The organism is Carboxylicivirga marina (genome assembly GCF_016612505.1).
GTDB lineage: Bacteria > Bacteroidota > Bacteroidia > Bacteroidales > Marinilabiliaceae > Carboxylicivirga > Carboxylicivirga marina.
This window is the reverse complement of sequence record NZ_JAENRR010000016.1, coordinates 36,524-58,660: the sequence shown is the minus strand read 5'-3', so window position 1 is coordinate 58,660 and position 22,137 is coordinate 36,524. Positions and strand designations below refer to the sequence as shown.

General features: G+C 40.2%; 19 protein-coding genes. 7 read left to right on the top strand and 12 right to left on the bottom strand.

The window, feature by feature from the left end; translation table 11 throughout:
• Positions 1–22: 22 nt before the first annotated feature.
• The 9 genes from JIV24_RS08960 to argR form a co-directional block, all read right to left on the bottom strand.
• Positions 23–1,270, bottom strand: coding sequence for a glutamate-5-semialdehyde dehydrogenase (locus tag JIV24_RS08960; protein WP_200464692.1), 1,248 nt, complete (start codon positions 1,268–1,270; stop codon positions 23–25).
• 18 nt (positions 1,271–1,288) lie between these two features.
• Positions 1,289–2,377 carry a glutamate 5-kinase gene (gene proB / locus JIV24_RS08955; protein WP_200464691.1) on the bottom strand — a complete coding sequence of 363 codons (1,089 nt, stop codon included), beginning with the start codon at positions 2,375–2,377 and terminating at the stop codon, positions 1,289–1,291.
• A 5-nt stretch (positions 2,378–2,382) separates the two neighbouring features.
• Positions 2,383–3,183 carry a pyrroline-5-carboxylate reductase gene (gene proC, locus JIV24_RS08950; RefSeq protein WP_200464690.1) on the bottom strand — a complete coding sequence of 267 codons (801 nt, stop codon included), beginning with the start codon at positions 3,181–3,183 and terminating at the stop codon, positions 2,383–2,385.
• A 102-nt stretch (positions 3,184–3,285) separates the two neighbouring features.
• Complete coding sequence (locus JIV24_RS08945) at positions 3,286–3,873, bottom strand: HNH endonuclease (protein WP_200464689.1); 588 nt, start codon at positions 3,871–3,873, stop codon at positions 3,286–3,288.
• A 12-nt stretch (positions 3,874–3,885) separates the two neighbouring features.
• Positions 3,886–5,016, bottom strand: coding sequence for an aspartate aminotransferase family protein (locus tag JIV24_RS08940; protein WP_200464688.1), 1,131 nt, complete (start codon positions 5,014–5,016; stop codon positions 3,886–3,888).
• A gap of 159 nt (positions 5,017–5,175) precedes the next feature.
• Positions 5,176–6,138, bottom strand: a complete 963-nt coding sequence (gene argC / locus JIV24_RS08935; protein WP_200464687.1) for an N-acetyl-gamma-glutamyl-phosphate reductase — start codon at positions 6,136–6,138, stop codon at positions 5,176–5,178.
• Positions 6,131–7,348 carry an argininosuccinate synthase gene (locus JIV24_RS08930; protein ID WP_200464686.1) on the bottom strand — a complete coding sequence of 406 codons (1,218 nt, stop codon included), beginning with the start codon at positions 7,346–7,348 and terminating at the stop codon, positions 6,131–6,133. The genes argC and JIV24_RS08930 overlap by 8 nt, the downstream gene beginning before the upstream one ends.
• 24 nt (positions 7,349–7,372) lie before the next feature.
• On the bottom strand, positions 7,373–8,023 hold the full coding sequence (locus JIV24_RS08925) for a GNAT family N-acetyltransferase (RefSeq protein WP_200464685.1): 651 nt from the start codon (positions 8,021–8,023) through the stop codon (positions 7,373–7,375).
• A 50-nt stretch (positions 8,024–8,073) separates the two neighbouring features.
• Positions 8,074–8,553 carry an arginine repressor gene (gene argR, locus JIV24_RS08920; RefSeq protein WP_200464684.1) on the bottom strand — a complete coding sequence of 160 codons (480 nt, stop codon included), beginning with the start codon at positions 8,551–8,553 and terminating at the stop codon, positions 8,074–8,076.
• 485 nt (positions 8,554–9,038) lie between these two features.
• Here argR and carB point away from each other — a divergent pair, with 485 nt between their 5' ends.
• The 4 genes from carB (at position 9,039) to JIV24_RS08900 (ending at position 14,688) form a co-directional block, all read left to right on the top strand.
• Positions 9,039–12,254 carry a carbamoyl-phosphate synthase (glutamine-hydrolyzing) large subunit gene (carB, locus tag JIV24_RS08915; RefSeq protein ID WP_200464683.1) on the top strand — a complete coding sequence of 1,072 codons (3,216 nt, stop codon included), beginning with the start codon at positions 9,039–9,041 and terminating at the stop codon, positions 12,252–12,254.
• Between the two features lie 236 nt (positions 12,255–12,490).
• Positions 12,491–12,886 carry a hypothetical protein gene (locus JIV24_RS08910; RefSeq protein WP_200464682.1) on the top strand — a complete coding sequence of 132 codons (396 nt, stop codon included), beginning with the start codon at positions 12,491–12,493 and terminating at the stop codon, positions 12,884–12,886.
• 213 nt (positions 12,887–13,099) lie between these two features.
• Complete coding sequence (locus tag JIV24_RS08905) at positions 13,100–13,774, top strand: hypothetical protein (protein ID WP_200464681.1); 675 nt, start codon at positions 13,100–13,102, stop codon at positions 13,772–13,774.
• A 122-nt stretch (positions 13,775–13,896) separates the two neighbouring features.
• A complete protein-coding gene (locus tag JIV24_RS08900; RefSeq protein WP_200464680.1) occupies positions 13,897–14,688 on the top strand; it encodes a hypothetical protein in 792 nt (263 codons plus the stop codon).
• A gap of 549 nt (positions 14,689–15,237) precedes the next feature.
• Here JIV24_RS08900 and JIV24_RS08895 read toward each other — a convergent pair.
• Complete coding sequence (locus JIV24_RS08895) at positions 15,238–17,106, bottom strand: glycoside hydrolase family 13 protein (RefSeq protein WP_200464679.1); 1,869 nt, start codon at positions 17,104–17,106, stop codon at positions 15,238–15,240.
• 24 nt (positions 17,107–17,130) lie between these two features.
• A complete protein-coding gene (locus tag JIV24_RS08890; protein ID WP_200464678.1) occupies positions 17,131–18,027 on the bottom strand; it encodes an alpha/beta hydrolase in 897 nt (298 codons plus the stop codon).
• Between the two features lie 319 nt (positions 18,028–18,346).
• Here JIV24_RS08890 and JIV24_RS08885 point away from each other — a divergent pair, with 319 nt between their 5' ends.
• Positions 18,347–19,414, top strand: coding sequence for a sensor histidine kinase (locus JIV24_RS08885; RefSeq protein ID WP_200464677.1), 1,068 nt, complete (start codon positions 18,347–18,349; stop codon positions 19,412–19,414).
• On the top strand, positions 19,411–20,136 hold the full coding sequence (locus JIV24_RS08880) for a LytR/AlgR family response regulator transcription factor (RefSeq protein ID WP_200464676.1): 726 nt from the start codon (positions 19,411–19,413) through the stop codon (positions 20,134–20,136). The genes JIV24_RS08885 and JIV24_RS08880 overlap by 4 nt, the downstream gene beginning before the upstream one ends.
• 3 nt (positions 20,137–20,139) lie before the next feature.
• Here JIV24_RS08880 and JIV24_RS08875 read toward each other — a convergent pair whose 3' ends face one another.
• Entirely contained in the window at positions 20,140–20,709 is a 570-nt protein-coding gene (locus tag JIV24_RS08875) for a FecR family protein (RefSeq protein ID WP_200464675.1), read from the bottom strand.
• Between the two features lie 78 nt (positions 20,710–20,787).
• Here JIV24_RS08875 and JIV24_RS08870 point away from each other — a divergent pair, with 78 nt between their 5' ends.
• The gene (locus JIV24_RS08870; RefSeq protein WP_200464674.1) at positions 20,788–22,131 is read left to right on the top strand and encodes a DUF1800 domain-containing protein; all 1,344 of its coding nucleotides are present in this window, start codon (positions 20,788–20,790) and stop codon (positions 22,129–22,131) included.
• Positions 22,132–22,137 lie beyond the last annotated feature (6 nt).

Sequence of the window (22,137 nt, the reverse complement as noted above, 5' to 3'; positions counted from 1 at the left end):
GGAACAATGCAGTTATTCAATTCTAAGCAGGACGTACCTGTCCCTGACCTTTAATTATCCATTTATATGAAGTTAACTCCCGTAAGCCCATTGGCCCGCGAGCATGTAGCTTTTGGGTGCTTATTCCAATTTCAGCACCTAAACCAAACTGTGCGCCATCGGTAAAAGCAGTGCTTGCATTAACATAAACAGCTGCTGCATCCACTTCATTAAGGTATCGCTCAATTACAGCAGCATCTTCAGCAATAATTGCCTCACTGTGCTTTGAACTATATTGGTAAATATGGTTAAGTGCCGATTCAAAATCTTCAACCGTTTTAATTGATAGTTTTAAGGATAGAAATTCCGTTCCGAAATCTTCAGCTGTGGCTTGATGTAATAATTCATCAGGATATAATCCTTTTAATTTCTGATAAGCTTTATCATCGGCAAATACTTCAACATGCTCCTTAGCCATAGCATGAATTAGCACTGGCAAATCACTCAATCGACTCTGGTGAAGTACCAGACAATCCAAGGCATTACAAACACTCACCCGCCTTGTTTTTGCGTTTAACACAACCTGCTGTCCAATATCAAGATCTCCAGATACATCAAAATAAGTATGCACAATACCAGCACCTGTTTCAATAACCGGAAGTTTAGCATTATCGCGCACGGCATTAATTAATCCCTGTGAACCACGTGGAATCAATACATCCACATAAGCAACTGCATTCATTAATTCATCAGTCGCCTTCCTATCTGCAGGTAATAACTGTACAACATCAACACTCACCTGATGCTTTTCTAAAACATTTCGAATAATATCCACCAATACAGCATTGCTGTTTTCAGCATCACTTCCGCCTTTGAGTACACAGGCATTACCCGAACGCAAACACAATGAAAATACATCAATGGTCACATTGGGGCGCGCTTCATAAATAACACCTACAACACCAAGTGCCACACGCCTTTTCTCCAATTCAAGACCATTTGATAATGTTTTTTTCTCCAACACTTCCCCAACAGGGCAAGGCAGAGTTGCTACGTTTTCAACATCATCAGCTATAGCCTCTATGCGTTCTTTTGTTAATTTCAGTCGATCATATTTAGGATCTTCGACTGACATACGTTCTAAATCAATCTTATTGGCGTCTATTATTGAATCTTTTGCAAGACAAAGCTCCTTGGCTAGTGATTTAAGAATGGAAGACACCTGCTCATCACGCAATCGTAACAGACCACGAGAAGCTTCCTTTACTTTTTGAAAATAGGATTCATACATGATGATAGGATTTGCTTATTAACTCAAAAACTCTGGGAAAACATATAGGTAATCATAATGAATCAAGGGTTTATATTTACTGTCACTCAGGTGCTTTTCAGCCTTCGTCTTACCATATGCAGCCCGACCAATCCCAATGACACGTTTATCTGAATCCATTATTTTTAGTAAATCTCCTTTTTCAAAGTCAGTTGGCAAACTTGTAACACCGGCCAAGAGCAGACTAACAGCTTTATTGGAACACAGCGCAGTTAACGCGCCTGCATTAATAACTACTTCTGCTTTGGCAAAACCTTCAGAATAGGCAATCCATTGTTTAACGGCCGGATAACCTTCACCAGCCTTAAAGTGCGTATGTTCTACTACTTGTTCTTGTTCCATTAAACGAGTAATGATACCCTCTTTTTGTCCATTAGCAATGTGCACATTAATACCCGACATGGCTGATTTTTGTGCTACACGACACTTGGTTAACATGCCGCCTCTACCAAAATCTGATTTAGCGGCCGAAATAAATTGTTCGAGATCTTTTTCCTCAGCACTAATCTCAGGGATAACAGAAACGCCAGCATCATTCGGATGTCCATTATAAATACCATCGACATTAGAGAGTATAAGTAAGCCCTGACACCCCATCATTGAGGCCATCATGCCACTTAGCTCATCATTATCGGTGAACATCAGAGCTGTAACCGAAACCGCATCGTTTTCATTGACGATAGGCAAAACGCCATTTTCCCACAAGGCATTGACGCAATTTTTCATATTAAGGTAATGCTCACGAGTGCTAAAATCCTGTTTTGTTACCAACACCTGGGCAATTTGAATATCGTGCAAATCAAACAGCTGAGCATATAAATTCATTAGCTTAACCTGCCCCACAGAAGACAAAAGCTGACGCTGAGAAACACGATCTGTTTTTTTATCGGGCACAACAATACCACGGGCAGACGCCACAGCTCCTGACGAAACCAACACGACCTTCTTTCCCTGCTGATGCAGGCGTGCAATTTGCATCACCAATTCATTTATGCGACTTTTATTAAGCCCTCCTTCTGAATTGGCCAATACATTTGAACCTATTTTAATACAAATCTTATCGTACATGGCTGCTATTTCCCGTTTTCTATCTTATTAAAAGACGTCAGCAAGCCCTTAATTAAGGATGAGCTAAAACCCTGATGCTCCATCTCATTAAGACCGGAAATAGTGACACCACGAGGCGTGGTAACTTTATCAATTTCATCTTCGGGATGCGTGCCTTTTTGAATTAATAAATCAGCAGCTCCCTTAATGGTTTGAGCAGAAATTTGCAGCGCCAGTTTCGATCCGAAACCAATTTCTATCCCTCCTTGTGTAGCAGCACGTATAAAACGCATGGCATAAGCAATTCCGCAAGCTGCCAAAACGGTAGATGCTGCCATTAACTCTTCAGGAATTATTAAAGCCTGTCCCATCTCTGAAAACAGTTTTAAGACTTTCTCTTCCTGCTCTTCTGTCGCATTATATGCCGAAATACACGTCATCGATTCCCCAATTTCAATGGCTGTATTTGGCATAGCTCTGAATATTGGCAAACTAAGTCCGCAATACGATTGAATTAGTTCAGATGAAACACCTGTAGCTAAAGAAATTAACAATGTATTCTCAGCCAACTCTGTTGTAATTTCTTTTACAACCTCTTCTAACTGATATGGTTTTATACCCAAAAAGACAATATCGGCCCCTTTGGCAGCAGCTTTATTGTCTTTAGTAACAACAACTCCTTTATCGGCAAAATCAGCCAATAAAGAAGTACGACGCCTGGTAATGGTAATTTGTGATGGTTTTAATAAACCATTTGACAATAACCCCTTTGCGATGGCAGTACCTAAGTTACCACCACCAATTATAGCTATTTTATTAACTTTCATGCTATCATTTTTTGTGTTGCCCTCGTGTCAACCTATAAGAAAAAGAATGCTTGTACTTACAAACCTACACAAAAACAAACAAAAAGTCCTGCAGAAAGCCTACTAACTCTCTTCGTTCGGAGCTTCTACTTTCACATGAGACCAGTTCTCACCAGATTTAATACGATAAAGTTGCATTTCGCTAATCCCAAATTCCCTAGCTATTAACTTTAATCTTGTTTTGCGATTCGGATCATTAATCTTCATCTTTAATCGCATCACCTGGGTAGCAGTAAGTTTATGGCCTTGCTGTGTTTTGCGTCCTTTTTGTTTCTCCCGAGCTTCTAATACCGAAGGATTATTTTGCTGATGTGCAAACATTTCCTTTTTATTAGCCCACTGAAGGTTCTCAATAAAGTTGTTTGATTTATTGTAATCCAGATGAATTACAAACTCTTGATCAGGAGAAGTTTTGGGTAAAAATAATTCAGCAACCAACTTGTGTACATAGAAGGTTTTTGATTTACCGAAAGGCCTCAACGGCAAGGTTGGATAACCTCTTAATTTACCGCCTCTGATATAATCTCCAGCTTCAATTTTGTCGGTGTAACTAATAATTCTACCGTAGCTTGAAATTGCATATCTTTTCTTCAATGCACCTTTTTCAAACTCTACTTCTTTCCATTCTTCGTTCCAGTACGATCTTACCATCTTATTATGATATTAACCACTATCAACAGCAGCCTCAAGACTGGATATAAAACAGTCTATATGGCTCTCATTGAGAGTCATTGGAGGCAGTAACCTCATTGTATATGTGCCGGAAACGCCGGTAAAAATATAACTTTTAAACAATAATTCCTGTCTTATGCCAGCTATTTTTTCATACCCTTCAATTGCCAACATTAAGCCCATCCCTCGTATATCCTTGATATCAATGCTTTTACGCAATTTGCTTAAAAGGTATTTTTCACTTTTATTAACATTTGCAATCAAGTTCTCATCCTGCATTATCTCTAATACAGCTAAACCTGCAGCGCATGCCAGATAATTGCCACCGAAGGTCGTTCCTAATAATCCTTTGGAAGGCTTTATGTGAGGAGCTACAAGAACACCACCGATCGGAAATCCATTGCCCATCCCCTTAGCCATCGTTACCATATCAGGCTCTATATCTGCATATTGAAAGGCAAAAAACTTTCCACTTCTTCCGTAACCTGACTGAATCTCATCCAATATTAATAAGGTCCCCGTATCGCGACACAACTTTTGTAATGCCATGAGAAAATCAGGTGAAGGCACATAAATACCACCAATTCCTTGAATACCTTCAATAATAACGGCTGCAACACCTTTAGATGCCACGGATTTTTCAACAGCTTCAATATCTTCCCATGGAACAATCTCAACCTCATGCCCAGCATTGAATGGAGCAATTATTTTCTCGTTATCTGTAATGGCTACTGCCCCTGAGGTACGGCCATGAAACCCTCTCTCAAAGGCCAGAATTTTTTTTCGACCTGTATGAAAAGATGCCAATTTTAAAGCATTTTCGTTTGCTTCAGCACCAGAATTACATAAGAACAATTGGTAATCATCCATTCCGCATAGCTGCCCCAATTTATCAGCTAACTCTTGTTGCATAGGGTTTTCTACAGAATTACTATAAAACCCTATTTTTTGGAGTTGCGAGTTTATTCTATCGACATAATGCGGATGACTATGCCCTACTGAAATGACGGCATGACCACCATACAAATCGAGGTACTTATTGCCTTCATTATCCCACACATAACAGTCTTCACCACGAACTGGTGTAATATCAAACAGTGAGTATACATCAAATAGTTCCATAACAATGGCCCTTTCTATATAAAATAAAAGTAAGATTCAATCGAAAAACAGGATGAAGTACCATGAGCTAAAGCCCATGGTACTCAAAGCAGTTGGCCTTCATCCAAAGAAGAATGAACACCTAAATTTAAACCAAATAATCTGTGGGATAATAACATTCTAAAATGCCACAGATTTTAAATGAAGACCCTCTGCTTCATCCAAACCAAATAAAAGATTCATATTTTGCACAGCCTGACCAGATGCTCCTTTGAGCAAATTATCTATCACACTGACTATATGAAGTTTTGTTCCATATTTCTTAACACTAACAAGAGCCTTATTGGTATTAACCACTTGCTTCACATCTGGATTTTCATTTACCACAAAAGTGAAAGGATGCCCCTGATAGAATATTTCAAAAAGTGATTTTGCAGCTTCTTCTGACAACTCACTTTCAATATATACTGATGCTAAAATACCGCGAGGATAATTCCCTCGAATAGGTACAAAATTGATATCCTCACTAAAGTCTGGCTGCAATTGCAGCATCGACTCTCCAATTTCACCAAGATGCTGATGTTCGAACGACTTATAAACAGATGCATTATTATTACGCCAGCTAAAATGCGTGGTAGACGAGCATGCCTGACCGGCTCCGGTCGAACCCGTTATCGCATGAATATGTACCTCATTTAACTGCTCAGCATCAGCCAAGGGCAGCAGTGCAATTTGTATGGCGGTAGCAAAGCATCCGGGATTGGCAATTTTATCACTCTGCTTAATAAGCTCATGATTAAGCTCTGGCAGACCATAAATAAAGCCTTCAGCAGAATCTTTCAAGCGATAGTCGTTACTCAGGTCGATTATTTTACCATTAAACGAAGCTGGAATGGCTTCCACAAAGCTGCGCGAACGCCCGTGACCCATGCATAGAAACAGCACATCTACTGAGTAATTGACCTCATCGACAAATACCAGAGTGGTTTCACCGATCAAATCTCTATGAATATCAGTAACTGGCAGACCTGCCTGACTCGTACTCTGCACAAATGCAATTTCGGCTTGCGAATGATTTAATAAGATCCGGATAAGCTCACCAGCGGTATAACCTGCTCCACCAATTATTCCAACTTTAATCATTGCCATCCTTTAAATCGAGTTGCCCCTTGTTAACTGCATTAAAAATCTTCATTGGCGTGGCCATAATCGTTGTAAAACCTTCTACATCTTGTGCCGTCCATGCCTTATTCATTTCGCCATACTCACCAAAGGCACTACTCATTAAATCATGATCTGACTCAATTCCTACCACATCGAAACGATAAGGCTTTAACTTAATGATAACCTTACCAGTTACATTTTGCTGCGAACTCTCAAGGAACTTCTCAATATCGCGCATAACCGGCTCCAGATATTGCGATTCATGTAAAAACATGCCATACCAATTTGACAATTGCTCTTTCCAATGCATTTGCCACTTGGTTAACACATGCTTCTCCAAAACATGGTGAGCATTAATGATTATAAGTGGTGCAGCTGCTTCAAAGCCAACTCTACCTTTAATTCCTATGATGGTATCACCTACGTGCATATCACGCCCAATGGCATAAGCAGCACCCAGAGTTTCTATTTCTTTAATTGCTTCAATCGGATCGTCAAAGGCCGCATTGTTCACAGTTGCCAATTCACCTTTTACAAATCCAAGCTCTACCGTTTCCTCATCTTCTTTCTTCAGTTGACTAGGGTATGCACCTTCAGGTAAAGTCAAATTAGAAGTCAATGTTTCCTTTCCTCCAACGCTGGTTCCCCATAGTCCTTTATTAATGGAATATTCCATTTTGGTCCAGTCTCGAACCACGCCACGCTCTTTCAGGTAATCAATCTCAGCTTCGCGCGACAGTTTTAAATCACGAATTGGTGCAATCACTTTAATTTCTGGTGCTAAGACCTGAAAAGTCAGATCAAAACGAATTTGATCGTTACCTGCACCGGTACTTCCGTGAGCAATGTATTTTGCTCCAACCGAACGTGCATAATCAACAATTGCTAAAGCCTGAAAAATACGCTCTGAGCTAACTGAAAGCGGATAAGTATTATTTTTTAATACGTTTCCAAAAATCATATAACGAATACAGCGTCGGTAGTAGCGCTCTGTGACATCAAGTGTCGCATGCTTTGCAACGCCCAATTCGTAAGCTTTTGTCTCAATATCGTTTAGTTCATCATCACTAAACCCACCGGTATTGGCTATTGCTGAGTAAATCTCCAGACTCTTCTCCTCAGCTAAGTACTTCACACAAAATGAAGTATCTAAACCACCGCTGTACGCTAAAACTACCTTTTCCTTCATCGTTATATATTTATCAATATCTACTTAAAACAATGCCGTTATTGCTTTTAAAGTCTTTCCTATTTTACCATCCTTTTTAGTGACAGCTTTTTTTATTCGGGACAATACATTGTTTGACTTCTTACCTTTTACCGAATGATTGTTGCGATCAGGATCGAACAACATACCGGTACATAAACAATGCTTTCTTTCGGTTCGAACTAATATATCATAGTTAACACAGCTCTGACAACCTTTCCAGAACTGTTCGTCATCGGTTAACTCAGAAAATGTCACAGGGCGATATCCCAGGTCAGAATTTATCTTCATCACCGCCAAACCAGTGGTTAAACCAAATATTTTAGCGTGTGGAAATTTTTCGCGTGACAATTCAAAAGCCTTCGTTTTAATAGCTTTGGCTAAACCGTGACCTCTAAACTTATCAACCACAATTAACCCAGAGTTGGCCACAAAATTGTCGTGCCCCCAAGTTTCGATGTAACAAAACCCGGCAAATTCATCACCTTGCAATGCCAATACAGCCTTCCCCTCTTCAATCTTCTTTTGAAGATATTCAGGACTTCGCTTGGCAATACCCGTTCCTCGCACCTTAGCAGCTTCTGCTATGGTATCCAACACCACATCTACATAATTGAGATGTTCTTTCGCTGCGACAAATATGTTAAACTTACTCATGTTAATTATTCTGTTAGTCCAAATTGATTTACATACCGAAAATCAATTCCCTACAAGGTCTTTTCTTTCAATCCCGGCATAAACAATGATAAAGCGTTGATGACATCAGATTTGGAAACCCCCTCACGACTGATTAATAATATTGTATCGTCGCCTGCAATGGTTCCTAAAATCTCATACGGCCCATGGCTATCAATTACCGAAGCAATGCCATTGGCAAAGCCTGGGCGAGTTTTCATGATGGCCAGATGACCTGAAAACTCAATTGATTCAACACCACTCACCGGAAACTCTTCATGCTTGGCCGGTTCATCATTTTTTTGTGCTGTTTCAGGTACAATGTATTTATACCCCGTTTCAGCATCTGGCACTTTTGCCACTTTCAGGTATTTTAAATCACGCGACAAGGTAGCCTGCGTAATCTTATACCCTTCGGCTTCAAGCATAACCACCAGCTCCTCTTGTGAACTTACCTTTCGGGAACTAATAATTTGCTTGATTGCTAATAATCGTTGTGCTTTAATCTTCATTTGGTTCTTCTTCTTTGTTGAATGTATATTTATACATCGACGATGCAAATTTATTCAATAATTATTAATTTCAAAGTGGTTTTTTGCAAAAAATATGTATTTTTGCACGACAATAATTTATAAAACGCATAAAACAGCAGTCAACGGGTGACTAAATTTGGTCTGTACATACACTTATCTGACTACACTCTACAAGGGGTATCCCCACTGTTTTTCTTTCATTTTCCTATTATCTCAAACCTAATAACTCACTTTAACAGGGCGAGCGTATTAGCATGCATAAAAATGAAAGATTTTGTAGAAAAAGAAGGTAACATATGTCATCATGCTACAAATAATTGCATAATTATAGACAAAAGATGTTAAAAAAACCGGTTGATTTATGCACTTATAAGGTTGTTTATTGTCTTAGATGTTTGGAACTTGCTTGTTGGTTTAAGCAGGTTTTATTGTAAAAGAAGAAACAATAATAATTATAGAATAAGATGAAGAAGAACGTCAAAAAGGTCGTAGTTCTGGGGTCGGGCGCGCTGAAAATTGGTGAAGCGGGTGAATTTGATTATTCAGGTTCCCAAGCCTTAAAAGCTCTTAAAGAAGAAGGCATTGAAACGGTTTTAATCAACCCGAACATTGCTACTGTTCAAACATCAGAAGGCATTGCCGATAAGATTTACTATCTGCCGGTAACCCCTTACTTCGTTGAAGAGGTGTTTAAGAAAGAAAAGCCAGAAGGTATCCTGTTGGCATTTGGTGGTCAAACAGCTCTTAACTGCGGTACTGCACTATATCAGGCAGGAACTTTAGAGAAGTACAATGTTGAAGTATTAGGAACTCCTGTTCAGGCCATCATCAACACCGAAGACCGTGAGATTTTTGCCAACCAGCTTCGAAAAATTGACGTTAAAACACCGGTCAGCATAGCCGTAACAACAGTTGACGAAGCTGTTGAAGCTTCTAAAAAGATTGGTTTCCCAATCATTGTTCGTGCTGCCTACACACTAGGAGGCATGGGTTCTGGCTTCTGCCACTCTACCGAAGAGCTGATTGAACGGGCTGAAAATGCCTTTTCTTATTCGAACCAGATATTGGTTGAAGAATCACTAAAAGGCTGGAAAGAGGTAGAGTACGAAGTGGTGCGTGATGCTTACAACAACTGTATCACCGTTTGTAACATGGAAAACTTCGACCCGCTGGGAATTCATACCGGTGAGTCCATCGTAGTAGCTCCATCACAAACATTGTCTAACGCTGAATACCATAAATTACGTGAGTTAGCCATTAAAATTATACGCGACATTGGTATTGTGGGTGAGTGTAACGTACAATATGCATTAGACCCTTACTCAGAAGATTACCGTGTGATTGAGGTGAATGCCCGTTTATCGCGCTCATCGGCACTAGCATCAAAAGCAACCGGTTATCCATTGGCATTTATCGCTGCTAAGCTTGGATTAGGTTATAGCTTACACGAGTTGAAGAACTCAGTAACCAAAACAACCACTGCGTTCTTTGAGCCGGCATTAGACTACATCGTCTGTAAAATTCCTCGTTGGGATTTGGGTAAGTTTACCGGTGTATCGAAAGAGATTGGTTCGAGCATGAAGTCGGTGGGTGAGATTATGGCCATTGGTCGTAATTTTGAAGAGGCCATTCAGAAAGGATTGCGAATGGTAGGACAAGGCATGCACGGCTTTGTGGGTAACCAACCATTCGCCCAAGACGTGAAGAAAGAGCTGGAAGAACCAACCGACCAGCGTGTATTTGCCATTGCACAAGCCTTTGAAGAAGGCGCCAGTGTTGATGAAATCCATGAATTGACACGTATCGACAAATGGTTCCTTGAGAAACTAAAGAATATATCGGACCACGCCAACTTACTTGGCAAGCACGATGCATTAGATAAATTACCGGAAGAGGCTCTTTTAGATGCCAAAAAGATGGGCTTCTCCGATTTTCAGGTGGCACGATTGGTGTTGAACTCGAAGAACATGGAAGAGGGCTTGTTAAAAGTTCGCGACTTCCGTAAGGCCAATGGCATTACGCCTGTGGTGAAGCAAATTGATACCATGGCCGGTGAGTTTCCGGCACAAATCAATTACCTGTATTTAACCTATAGCGGAGCTACTCATGACATCGACTACGAAAAAGATGGTAAATCTGTTGTGGTACTAGGTTCGGGGGCTTATCGTATTGGTTCGTCGGTAGAGTTTGACTGGTGTAGTGTAAATGCATTGAATACCATTAATAAGCAAGAGAATCATCGCTCGGTGATGATTAACTACAACCCGGAAACGGTGAGTACCGACTATGACATGTGCGACCGCTTGTACTTTGATGAGTTAACACAAGAGCGCGTATTGGATATTATCGACCTGGAAACGCCTAAAGGAGTAATTGTGTCGGTAGGAGGACAGATACCGAATAACCTGGCCATGAAACTTCACCGTCAGCAAGTACCTATTTTAGGAACATCACCAGAAGATATTGACCGCGCTGAGAATCGTCAGAAATTCTCAAGCCTGTTGGATGACCTGGGTGTTGATCAGCCACGTTGGAGCGAACTAACATCCATCGAGGACATCTTTACCTTTGTTGATGAAGTAGGTTTCCCGGTATTGGTTCGACCGTCGTACGTTCTTTCGGGTGCTGCCATGAATGTGGTATCAAACAAAGACGAACTGGAGCATTTCTTAACCTTGGCTGCTAATGTATCGAAGGAATTCCCTGTTGTTGTATCGGAATTTATCGAGCAAGCTAAAGAGATTGAGGTAGATGCAGTAGCTAACAACGGCGAAGTGGTAGGTTACGCCATTAGTGAGCACGTTGAGTTTGCCGGCGTACACTCAGGTGATGCAACTATCGTGTTCCCACCACAGAAATTATATGTGGAAACCATTCGCCGTGTGAAGCGCATTGCTCGCGAGATTGCTAAAGGATTAAATATTACCGGTCCGTTTAACATGCAGCTGCTGGCCAAAGACAATGATATAAAAGTGATTGAGTGTAACCTGCGTGCTTCGCGTAGTTTTCCATTCGTATCGAAGGTATTGAAGGTGAACTTAATTGACATGGCTACTCGTGCCATGCTTGGCTTGCCGGTTGAGAAACTGACCAAAAGCTCGTTCGAACTGGATTACGTAGGTATCAAAGCTCCTCAGTTCTCGTTTGCCCGATTGGCCAAGGCCGACCCTGTATTGGGTGTTGACATGTCATCTACCGGTGAGGTTGGTTGTATTGGCGATAACTATTACGATGCCATCCTTCAATCGATGCTAGCCGTTGGCTACCGTATTCCTGAAAAGAATATTTTGATATCATCAGGTCCGGCACGTTCAAAACTGGAATTGCTACAAAGTGCCAAGATGTTAAAAGAGCGAGGCTACAACCTATTTGCCACAGGAGGTACGCACAAGTTCTTTGCTGAGAATGGCGTAGAAACAACCTTGCTTCACTGGCCAAGCGAGAAAAAGTCGCCAAACACAGTGGAGTATATCCGCGATAAGAAGATTGACTTTGTGATTAACATTCCGAAGAACCTGAGTAAGGATGAGTTGAAGAATGGTTACTCGATTCGTCGTGATGCCATTGACTTTAACATTCCGTTGATTACCAACGCCCGCTTAGCGAGTGCCTTTATCTATTCGTTCTGCAAATGGGGACAGGATAATATTAGCATTAAGCATTGGGATGAATATAAGTAGAAATAAGTCCGAAGCTTGAAGTCCGGAGACCGAAGTTAGTTACAGCTTGGCTTTAAGATAATAGACATAAGACTCAAGACAAAAGCCCTGCATCGTTGGATGTGGGGCTTTGTTTTAGGCAGCTTACTGATAAAAACGGTTAGACTATAGACTGTTAGACATGAACCTTGCTTCTTCGGGTGTAATTTATTATACAAACGCCGAGGCACAGAATTCTCTTTATACAATGTGAATCAATGCTTCCCTGGGGAAGATTTGAATATGTGAGTGCTGACAGGCTTACATATCATTCTGTTGGTCTTACATACGCTGCTGTTGTGATTACATACACTGCTAACGGCCTTACATATCGCTCTGTTAGTCATACATACGACACTATTGAGCTTACATACGCTGCTAATGGTCTTACATATCGCGCTGAGGTTGCTGTATACAATGCTGTTTTGATTACATACAGCACTAAGGTCAATACATATCGTACTGTTGCCTTTGCATACGACGCTGATGCACTTACATACGCGGCTATTGACCATGCATATTTCGCTGTTGGGATTACATTGAATGCTCACAGGCTTACATACGATTCTAATGGCCTTACATACTTCCCTACTACTGTTACATATCGGCCATGAATAATAGCCTATTATACATACTGTTAACTCGAAGTATTTAATTTACTATCCATTAGTCTCTAATAATTATTCATTTACATAAGAAATAAATGCATTCATCACATCTATGTAAAATAACCCATAAAAAGCATGTTACGTTTTTCGTTTTCTGCAATTAACTAATGAGTACTCATTAGTGAGGCTCATTTTTATTAACTAACTAAATGTTAAACTATGAATGCGATACAACGCAACCGATTGGCCATGTTTTTGGCCGTGAGAAATGTGTTTGGCACCTACCCTGCCGAACTAAGCCTGATTAAAGCCCTTGAAAGTTTTATTGTAAAATTTAATGACCTGCTGGCGCAAATTGAAGCCGTACACCAGATTCAACAAGGCAATACCACCGGTGCCAGGCAGTTGAAATTGAAAGAAGAGGCAGAGATGATTGAGGCAACTGTAAAGTTGGCGGCCACCATGTATGTGTATGCACAGGTGAACGACATGCCCGACCTGCAAGCCAAATGCGCTATTTCGGCCTCGCAACTGGAGCGTATGACCGATGGAGAAGTAAAAGTCACGAGCTTAAATGTGTATGATGAAGCGGTAAAACTGGGAGGTGGATTGGTTGATTATGGACAAACAGTGGAAGATGTGACGAAGCTGAAGAAAGAAATTGACGATTTCTCGGCACTTATTGCATCGCCTCGCTCGGCCATAGTCACCCGCTCGCAAGCCACCAGAGAGCTGGATAGCTTGATGCGTGAAGCCAACGACTTATTACGTAACAAAATTGATAAGTTGATGGAATTGTTAAAAGCCAGCCAGCCCAAGGTGTACAATACTTACCTGGCAGCACGGGTTATTGTTGACCTGCGTGCCGGTATGAAAGTGGTGGAAGAAGAGTAAAGACAGGAGTTTAAGGATGCGATCTTTATTGCCATCTCGCAAATAAAGATCGCATCCGATGACGCAACCTAAGAATAATCAATTAATCTTATATTTATTAACTCTATCAAAATGACCAAGTGATGAAAAACGCCTTTAGTTACCTTGTTTTTGCATTGCTATTTATTAATCCACAAAGCATTATTGCATCACCTGTTGCACCTGATTACTTAGTATCAAACAAAGACACATTCGTACTATACAGTACTCCTTTAGACTATTATTTCGACATCAAAGGCGACCGGTTTATTGGCGAAATTGAGTTAAAAAGAAGTGGCCTTATTGATAACAGAGGTTATGTTGCCACATGGAGCATCGAAGAAGGGAAACTCTATCTTTTAAATATACAGCAGGGCAAGAAATCAATCCCACTCGCAGAAGAATTTTTTGAGCATAAAACATTTGCCAATTGGTATACCGGCACTTTATACAGCCCTCAAGGTGAACTTATTCAGTACAATCATCGACCTTTTGCTTCAGTATACGAAACAGATGTTCACTATCAGGTAATTGATGGCAAAATCCAAAAGAAAGAAGTAAACGAGAATGTTACTTTTGATGCTCATAAACTCTTTCCGGCCGAACGTTTTTTAAAAGACACCATTACCTCCATTATTAACGCTAAGCTTGCCAGTAGTGCAGCGCTAAACAATATTCAAAATGGTGAACATGTATTGTTAGGCATTGGTTTCGGCAACGATGGCAAGCTTATTGGCTATGAAGTAAAATATCCGAATGATGAGAATAGCATCTTGCTCAAAGAGGTACAAAAGATTGCCAACAGAGAACTTCCGAAGCTACCTCTTTTAATGAAAGTAAAGCATAAAAATTACGAACCCGCACATGTAGAAATTGCAATTACTAAACCTAAATAACCCCGTTAAGCGTAGCGTCTCGCTACGTCATGATAAACAAGGCCTCCGGCCTGATTCAACTACACATCAATGTAAGTTTTAAAACAAGCATATACAACAAAACCCAACTACTCAGCACCTCTACCTGTAGTTGGGTTTTATTAAGCAATGCTACGTTTAGCATTGTAAACAGTCAAATATTTTAGTTATCACGTATGAAGCCTACAGCCCTTGACCTTCATCATCTAAAACATAGGCCTGCGACCTATGCTATTAACCCGAGTTCGATTAAAATTAAACAGCTCAGATTTTATTAAATGACTGATATACAATATGAATTTTTGGAAGCATAGCGAGCTATGTTGATAAAATTTAGAGAAGTAGATCAGTTATTTAATGAAAAGCCAAGTTTTCCACTTGTAAACAACTGTTTTCTTCGTCATATTTGCTTAGCATAGCCCGCTATGCCTTCGCAAAGATTCCTTGAAAACAATTATCTACAAGCGGTCTGAGCTATTAATTTTATGTCGAACTCGGGTTATTACGTGTCGCTCCTTCAGAGCTATATCTTTACTTCTTAATCTCCACCAACAAAAATGAACGCCCTTCAACTTTAACAGTTTCGCCGGCTAAGGATACATTATTACCCGTAATCACATCTACACCTTCGGTGGCAGCGCCAATTACCTCGACTTTAAACGGCAGGATATTGACATCGTTTGCTTCCGAGTTTTTATTCATCACCAACATCACCACCGATTTATCGTCGTAGCGAAATAGAGTGTATAAACCATTGGCATGATTAGGGGCAAAATGCTTTAAGCAGCCATCATGAACAGCCGAACAACCCTTACGCCAATTTAATAAGATCTTTGTGAAGGTTTGCGCTTCCTTCTGGTCGGCCGTTAGACCTTCGCCTGTAAAAGCATTGGCCGTATGGTCGTCCCAACCACCTGGGTACTCAGCACGAATCTCGCCGTGAGAGTCCGAATTGGGGTTGGTCATCAATATTTCGGTTCCGTAATATATCTGAGGAATACCTCGACAAACAGCCGTAAAAGCCATGCCCATTTTAAACATCCCAAAGTCTTCATTAATCTGCGTATAGAAACGGCTCATATCGTGGTTATCAGGGAAAATAACCAATTGTGTAGGGTCGGCATACAAATGGTCATCGGCCAGCGTGGCATACAATTTCGGTAAGCCCTGTCCCCATTGGCTGTCATCTTCATTTAAGGCTTTTACCAAAGCATCCTGCAAAGGAAAGTCAAACACGCCAGGCATATACGACACATAACCGTCGGCATTTATTTTGTCTTTTTGCCAATACGATACAATGGCGGGGTTTGAGCTCCACTCCTCGCCTACAATATTGAAATTAGGATATTCCTCCATCACTCGACGCGTCCATTCGCTCATAAATGCTTTGTCGGGATAAGGATAAGTATCCATGCGAATGCCATCCAAATCGGCATACTCAATCCACCAAATGGTGTTATAAATCAAGTAATCGGCCATCAATGGGTTGCGCTGATTGAGGTCGGGCATTGACTCCACAAACCAACCATCGGCATGGTTGCGCTTATCGTACTCAGAAGCATATGGATCCATATTGGTCTCGCGCAAGTGAGTGGTAACTTGCCAGCCATCCTGAAAGTTTAACCAATCATCCGTTGGTAAGTCTTCCATCCACCAGTGATGCGAACCACAGTGATTCATAATCATATCAATCACCAGTTTCATATTGCGCTTTTTCAGTTCTTTTGATAACTGCACGTAGTCTTCATTGCTTCCATGGCGGGCATCTGTTTCGTAAAAATCGGTAATGGCATAACCGTGATACGACCCTTCGGGCATATCATTTTCCATCACCGGATTGAGCCATAATGTGGTGTAACCCATGTCTTCGATGTAATCGAGGCTTTGCATAATACCGGCCAAATCGCCACCATGACGACCAAAATCGTCGGCACGATCCAAACCTTCTTTCAAACCCTCAACCTCATCGTTAGACGTATCACCATTCACAAAACGGTCGGGTGTAATCAAATACATTACATCAGAATTATCGTAACCCTGACGACTGGCCGAACCAGCTACGCGCTGCTTAAGCTCATAATTATATTTCACCATGGTTTTGTTATTGCGCTTAAAGAGGATATCGAATGAACCAGCTTTGGCCGATTTATCTACTTTTAGGTATAAAAACAGATAGTTGGGCGATTTCACCTGAACTGTTTGCTCAAGACTCACGCCCGGGTAATCGATACTTGGTCGTAATTCGGAAATACCCTCGCCATAAACCAATATCTGCAGGTTTTCGTTTTCCATACCAGCCCACCAGAATGCAGGCTCAAGGCGGTCAATCTTATAGGCAGCCATTGTCGAAACACTTGATACAAGCATTGCAATGGCAAGAAATAATTTGAATGTTCTCATCATATTATGTTTAAGTTTCTATTCTTATTTAAGCATAAACGCTAAGGGTATATGCAGGCGTTTATTCCAGGCTTCTTCAGTATGTGGTTCTCCTTCAAACTTGTCCGACTTGAAATTTTTTTCCTTTTTATAACCACGCTCCACCATCATTTTATCCACTTTTAACTGATATGGTTCATATAAAGCATCAAGAGTCGCAGTGCCATAATCGAAGTATATTTTGTGGGTATCAGGATTTGGTAAGTTATCTTTTATATACGCAAGCACCACACCATCGGCAGCAGGCCAGTGTGTGCTCATGCAAATAGCACCGCCAAACACGCCTGGATACTCACAAATAGCATAAGCACTTATTAAACCACCCATGCTGGAACCCATAATAAAGGTGTTCGTCTTAGCGGATTTCGTACTGTAGTGGGCATCAATAAACGGCTTTAATTCACGAACAATAAAACGCAGGTAATCATTGGCCAATAAACCATGCTCTGTTCCTGCAGGATTATTTAAAACTTTATCATCACTTAATATTTCTTTTTGTCTTTCTTTTGATTGCATCTCCCATGCCCGTTGTGGAAAATACTCAGCATTACGTTTCCCATCATTATTCCAAATGCCAACAACAATACAATCACGAATGCGCTTAGTTTTCATCAACTCACTCATCACCTCATCAACACCCCATTCTTGTTTATTCCATGTGGATGAGGCATCAAACAACATTTGTCCATCGTGCATATAAATAACAGCATATTGCTTTTCGGCACAATACCCTTCTGGCAACCATACATCCACATTTCGCGCATCAACATATTCCGAATCAAATAATTCATGGCGCACAACTTTACCAGAAGATACCTTTACTTTTTGTGCATGCATACAAGCAAATGTTGATAAGAAGATTAAAAAGAGTACTTGTCTCATAAATTTCTAATTAGCATCGCCAATTGTCTTCCACTAAAGTTCATGACGATAGTTTACATTGTCAAATCAAAACAAACCCAATCATCATTACAAGTATTAAGGACAAACAACAATGATTAAAGGACGAAAGACAAAATAGCTTGTGAGTGTTGGCTGTCAACTTATAAGTTTCGGGTTGTGAGTTTAGAGTACTGTATTTAAGGTTCAACAACTTAAAACGACGAACAGGAAACAGCTGTCCGTCCTTCATCGTTGGTCGTTTGTCCATAAAAAGCGATGTTCAGATAATAATTACCTAAATTGCCAGCAAAACAATCGAATGCAGATAATCAACAACCATAGCCTTTTAGCACGTTTCATCAATAATCGCTGGTTTCAGCATATCAGCTACTGGGTGTTGTTTGTTCTGTTTTTTGCCTTTGCCTGGGGCACTCACGACAATGATTACATACTCACTTTAAAGGTTGAATTAATTAACCTTCCTGTGAAAATCATCTTGGTGTATTTTGTTATTTACTTTCTCTTTCCCAAATATTTATACCAGGAAAAACTATGGACATTTATTCCATTATTCGTATTGAGTTTATTTGTGGCAGCTGCCTTACAGCGCATAACAGACAACCTTATTATTGTTGATGTTTTTTTTCCCGAATGGGGGAAAGTACCAACTTTTAATTTTGTGCAAATAGTAAGAAGTGCTGTTAATACCAGTTCTGTTTTGGCCATTCCAATGACCGTTAAATTGATGGAGTACATTTCGAGCGTGCAACAGCGTCAGCAAATATTAGCTAAGGACAAACTGGAAGCAGAGCTAACCTTTTTAAAAAATCAGGTACAACCACATTTCTTGTTTAATACACTTAACAGCTTATATTCGCTCATTCTTAAAAAGTCAGACCAATCGTTGGAAGTTGTCTTAAAGCTCTCCGACCTGTTGCGCTACATGCTTTACGAAACCAATGCCGCACAAGTGCAGTTACACAAGGAGATTGAAAGCATTAAAAGCTACCTGGAACTTGAGAAAATCCGCTATGGCAAGCGCGTAGAACTGAGTCTTAATATCTGGGGCGAACAAACAGGCCAGGCCATTGCACCCATGCTTATTTTACCATTTTTAGAAAACAGTTTTAAGCATAGTACACGCGGTTTCAATGGGCAAGCCTGGATAACCATTGAAATGGGAATTAAAGAAAATGACTTTGTATTAAAAGTTGAAAACAGCATGCCCGAAGAAATCACCGAATCACCGGCTGCCAGCGGAATTGGTTTGCAAAATGTTAAAAGACGACTTAATTTAATGTATCCTAATAATCATGAGTTGAAAATAGAGTCATCGACAGACTCGCATCAGGTTGTGTTAAAACTAAAATTAAAAGAACAATTATGAAAGCGGTAAAATGCCTTGTTGTTGATGATGAAGCCTTAGCGGTAGATGTTATTTCGGAATACATCAGTCGTCTGGATAACCTGCATCTGGTTACCACCTGCAATAGCGCCGTTGAAGCCATGCACATACTCAACGAACAAGAGATTGACCTGCTTTTTCTTGACATACAAATGCCTGGACTAACAGGTTTACAACTCATTCGCAACTTAAGTCATCGACCCGAAGTGATATTTACCACAGCCTATTCCGAGTATGCTTTAGAAGGTTTTGAATTGGAAGCTCTGGATTATCTTATTAAACCTATCTCATTCGAACGATTTATCAAGGCTGTAAACCGTTATTTCAAAAATCATCAACAAACGGAGATTCCGCAAAGCACATCAAACGACACCTTTAATGAGGCTTTTATCTTTGTGAAATCAGATAAAATGATGGTAAAAGTAGTCCTTCAGGACATCACACATATCGAAAGCCTTCGCAACTACGTTTCTATATACCTTAACGATGGCCGAGAAGTTAAAACCATGAATACCATCAGTAATATCGAGGAAAAATTACCCGAGACTCACTTCCTTCGCGTTCATCGATCGTATCTTATCGCCATCGATAAAATTGAAAGCTATACCAGTGGTAACCTCAACATTTCTGGAGCAAACGTACCCATTGGACGCAACTACAAAGAGCAGGTATTAAGCCTACTCGATAAAAAAAGCATTGAATAAAAATTAGAGCTTTATCTTCAATTCTCTCCTGATATTTTCAATTTCTTTGCCTAGTTGCTTGCCGCCTTTTTCAATTTCCTTATACAACTTATGCATGTCATTCTTAAAGGCATCCGTCCAGATATGATGCTTAAATTCTGCTTGTCCTTTTTTTAGTACTTGCTTCACATCATCATAAAAGAGCTTCTCTCCACGTCGCAGGCGCTTATTACCTTTAACAGTTTCAACATTCACCATACCTTCATCCACCTCCACTCCTAATTCCTCTTCCGATGCCGATACATTAAAAGAGGTGCCAAGAACTTTTATAACGCCAGTTGGTGTATGCACTTCAAAAGGCACATCTAATTTTCTCACCTTAAAAAAAGCTTCACCTTTTAGCACAATAATGCGTTTCTCATCATTGATATTGCATTGTACGGCTGAATGTTTATTCAGTACGACTATCGAACCATCTTTTAATTGGTGTAGTTGCGCTTCATTGTTAGTGCTAAATTGATTAGTGGTACAACTAAGGCACATAATTAAGATACAGCCAATAACAATACTGGCTTTTTTTTGGTATTTTACCATTTAATAGAATTTTATTCGTTTGGGTGTGTATAAATAAAGTACGATAAATATTGATTTTTGTTGTAATCGACTTGCCTTATGAAAATAGAAGAGTATTGTCATTTAATGCGCAGAGCAGGCTTTGGCGTTGATATTAATAGTCTTAGCCAAGCCAAAGAATCTAAACAAAAAATTATTGATCATCTCTTCGTCAATCATAATAAATCAATCCCGCTAAACATCACCTACCCCAAACTTAGCAATCAGGAAATCAGAAATCTCAATGAACAAGAAAAGCGGAAGTATCAAAAGCTAAACCGGGAAAAAATAATTGAATACAATCTGGCATGGTACGAGCGAATGGCTACAAGCCCCAATTTCTTGAGAGAGCGTATGGTTTTCTTTTGGTCCAACCTCTTTGTTGTCTCAAGCAAAAATATCCGATTCACTGAATCCTTTAATAATGTGCTAAGAACAAATGCTCTCGGCCACTTAAAAGATTTAGTCACTGCTATTTCGAAAGAAGCCAGCATGCTTAACTATTTAGACAACAACAAAAACAAGAAACAAAAGCCCAACGAAAACTTTGCACGCGAGCTAATGGAACTATTCACATTAGGGCGCGATGTATTGTATACCGAAGGTGATATAAAAGAAGCGGCCAGGGCATTTACGGGTTGGCGATTCACTCCTGAAGGTGAGTTTATTGAAGCACAACGCCAGCACGATTATGGAAGCAAAAAATTCCTGGGGCAAAAAGGAGATTTCAATGGGGATGATATCATTCGAATTATTTTAGAAAAGAAAGAATGTGCACGATACATCTGCTCACGCGTGTTTAAGCATTTTGTTAGTGATACGCCAAATCAGAAACACATCAATGAACTCACTGAGGTTTTTTACACTGACTACGACATTGAAAAGCTCATGCGCCACTTATTTCAATCAAAATGGTTTTATCATGATGAGTATATGGCCAGTAAAATCAAATCACCCATTGAATTACTGTGTGGTATGCAGTACATCGTTCCTTTTAGCATGGATAAACCAAAACGATTGCTAGCACTGCAACGCATTATGGGGCAAACCTTGCTTCAGCCACCAAACGTAGCAGGCTGGCCTGGTGGAAGAAGCTGGATTGACAGTAATACTTTGATGTTCAGATTGCGATTACCATCACTCTTATTTAATGGTGGTTCAATTGATTCGGAACTACCAATGGAAGAGAATCAAATGACCAAAAAGCGCAAACGTGATTATTTAAAGGCCAACATTGATTGGGAAAGCTTAAACCAGCGGCTTGATTCACTTTCCAAAAAAGAGCTACATATCATTACTATTGGTAAAACACCGGATGCCACAGCGCTACAAATGCTCAATAGCAACAACAAACAAAACTACCTGTTGAAATTAATGTCGTTGCCCGAATACCAAATGTGTTAAGCTGCA

Coding starts and splice junctions, on each gene's coding strand:
- JIV24_RS08960 (WP_200464692.1), bottom strand. CDS start 1,270: ATGTATGAATCCTATTTTCAAAAAGTAAAGGAAGCTTCTCGTGGTCTG.
- JIV24_RS08940 (WP_200464688.1), bottom strand. CDS start 5,016: ATGGAACTATTTGATGTATACTCACTGTTTGATATTACACCAGTTCGT.
- JIV24_RS08905 (WP_200464681.1), top strand. CDS start 13,100: ATGAATGCGATACAACGCAACCGATTGGCCATGTTTTTGGCCGTGAGA.
- JIV24_RS08890 (WP_200464678.1), bottom strand. CDS start 18,027: ATGAGACAAGTACTCTTTTTAATCTTCTTATCAACATTTGCTTGTATG.
- JIV24_RS08895 (WP_200464679.1), bottom strand. CDS start 17,106: ATGAGAACATTCAAATTATTTCTTGCCATTGCAATGCTTGTATCAAGT.
- JIV24_RS08885 (WP_200464677.1), top strand. CDS start 18,347: ATGCAGATAATCAACAACCATAGCCTTTTAGCACGTTTCATCAATAAT.
- JIV24_RS08870 (WP_200464674.1), top strand. CDS start 20,788: ATGAAAATAGAAGAGTATTGTCATTTAATGCGCAGAGCAGGCTTTGGC.
- carB (WP_200464683.1), top strand. CDS start 9,039: ATGAAGAAGAACGTCAAAAAGGTCGTAGTTCTGGGGTCGGGCGCGCTG.
- JIV24_RS08875 (WP_200464675.1), bottom strand. CDS start 20,709: ATGGTAAAATACCAAAAAAAAGCCAGTATTGTTATTGGCTGTATCTTA.
- JIV24_RS08880 (WP_200464676.1), top strand. CDS start 19,411: ATGAAAGCGGTAAAATGCCTTGTTGTTGATGATGAAGCCTTAGCGGTA.
- JIV24_RS08900 (WP_200464680.1), top strand. CDS start 13,897: ATGAAAAACGCCTTTAGTTACCTTGTTTTTGCATTGCTATTTATTAAT.
- proB (WP_200464691.1), bottom strand. CDS start 2,377: ATGTACGATAAGATTTGTATTAAAATAGGTTCAAATGTATTGGCCAAT.
- JIV24_RS08930 (WP_200464686.1), bottom strand. CDS start 7,348: ATGAAGGAAAAGGTAGTTTTAGCGTACAGCGGTGGTTTAGATACTTCA.
- JIV24_RS08945 (WP_200464689.1), bottom strand. CDS start 3,873: ATGGTAAGATCGTACTGGAACGAAGAATGGAAAGAAGTAGAGTTTGAA.
- proC (WP_200464690.1), bottom strand. CDS start 3,183: ATGAAAGTTAATAAAATAGCTATAATTGGTGGTGGTAACTTAGGTACT.
- argR (WP_200464684.1), bottom strand. CDS start 8,553: ATGAAGATTAAAGCACAACGATTATTAGCAATCAAGCAAATTATTAGT.
- JIV24_RS08910 (WP_200464682.1), top strand. CDS start 12,491: ATGCTTCCCTGGGGAAGATTTGAATATGTGAGTGCTGACAGGCTTACA.
- argC (WP_200464687.1), bottom strand. CDS start 6,138: ATGATTAAAGTTGGAATAATTGGTGGAGCAGGTTATACCGCTGGTGAG.
- JIV24_RS08925 (WP_200464685.1), bottom strand. CDS start 8,023: ATGAGTAAGTTTAACATATTTGTCGCAGCGAAAGAACATCTCAATTAT.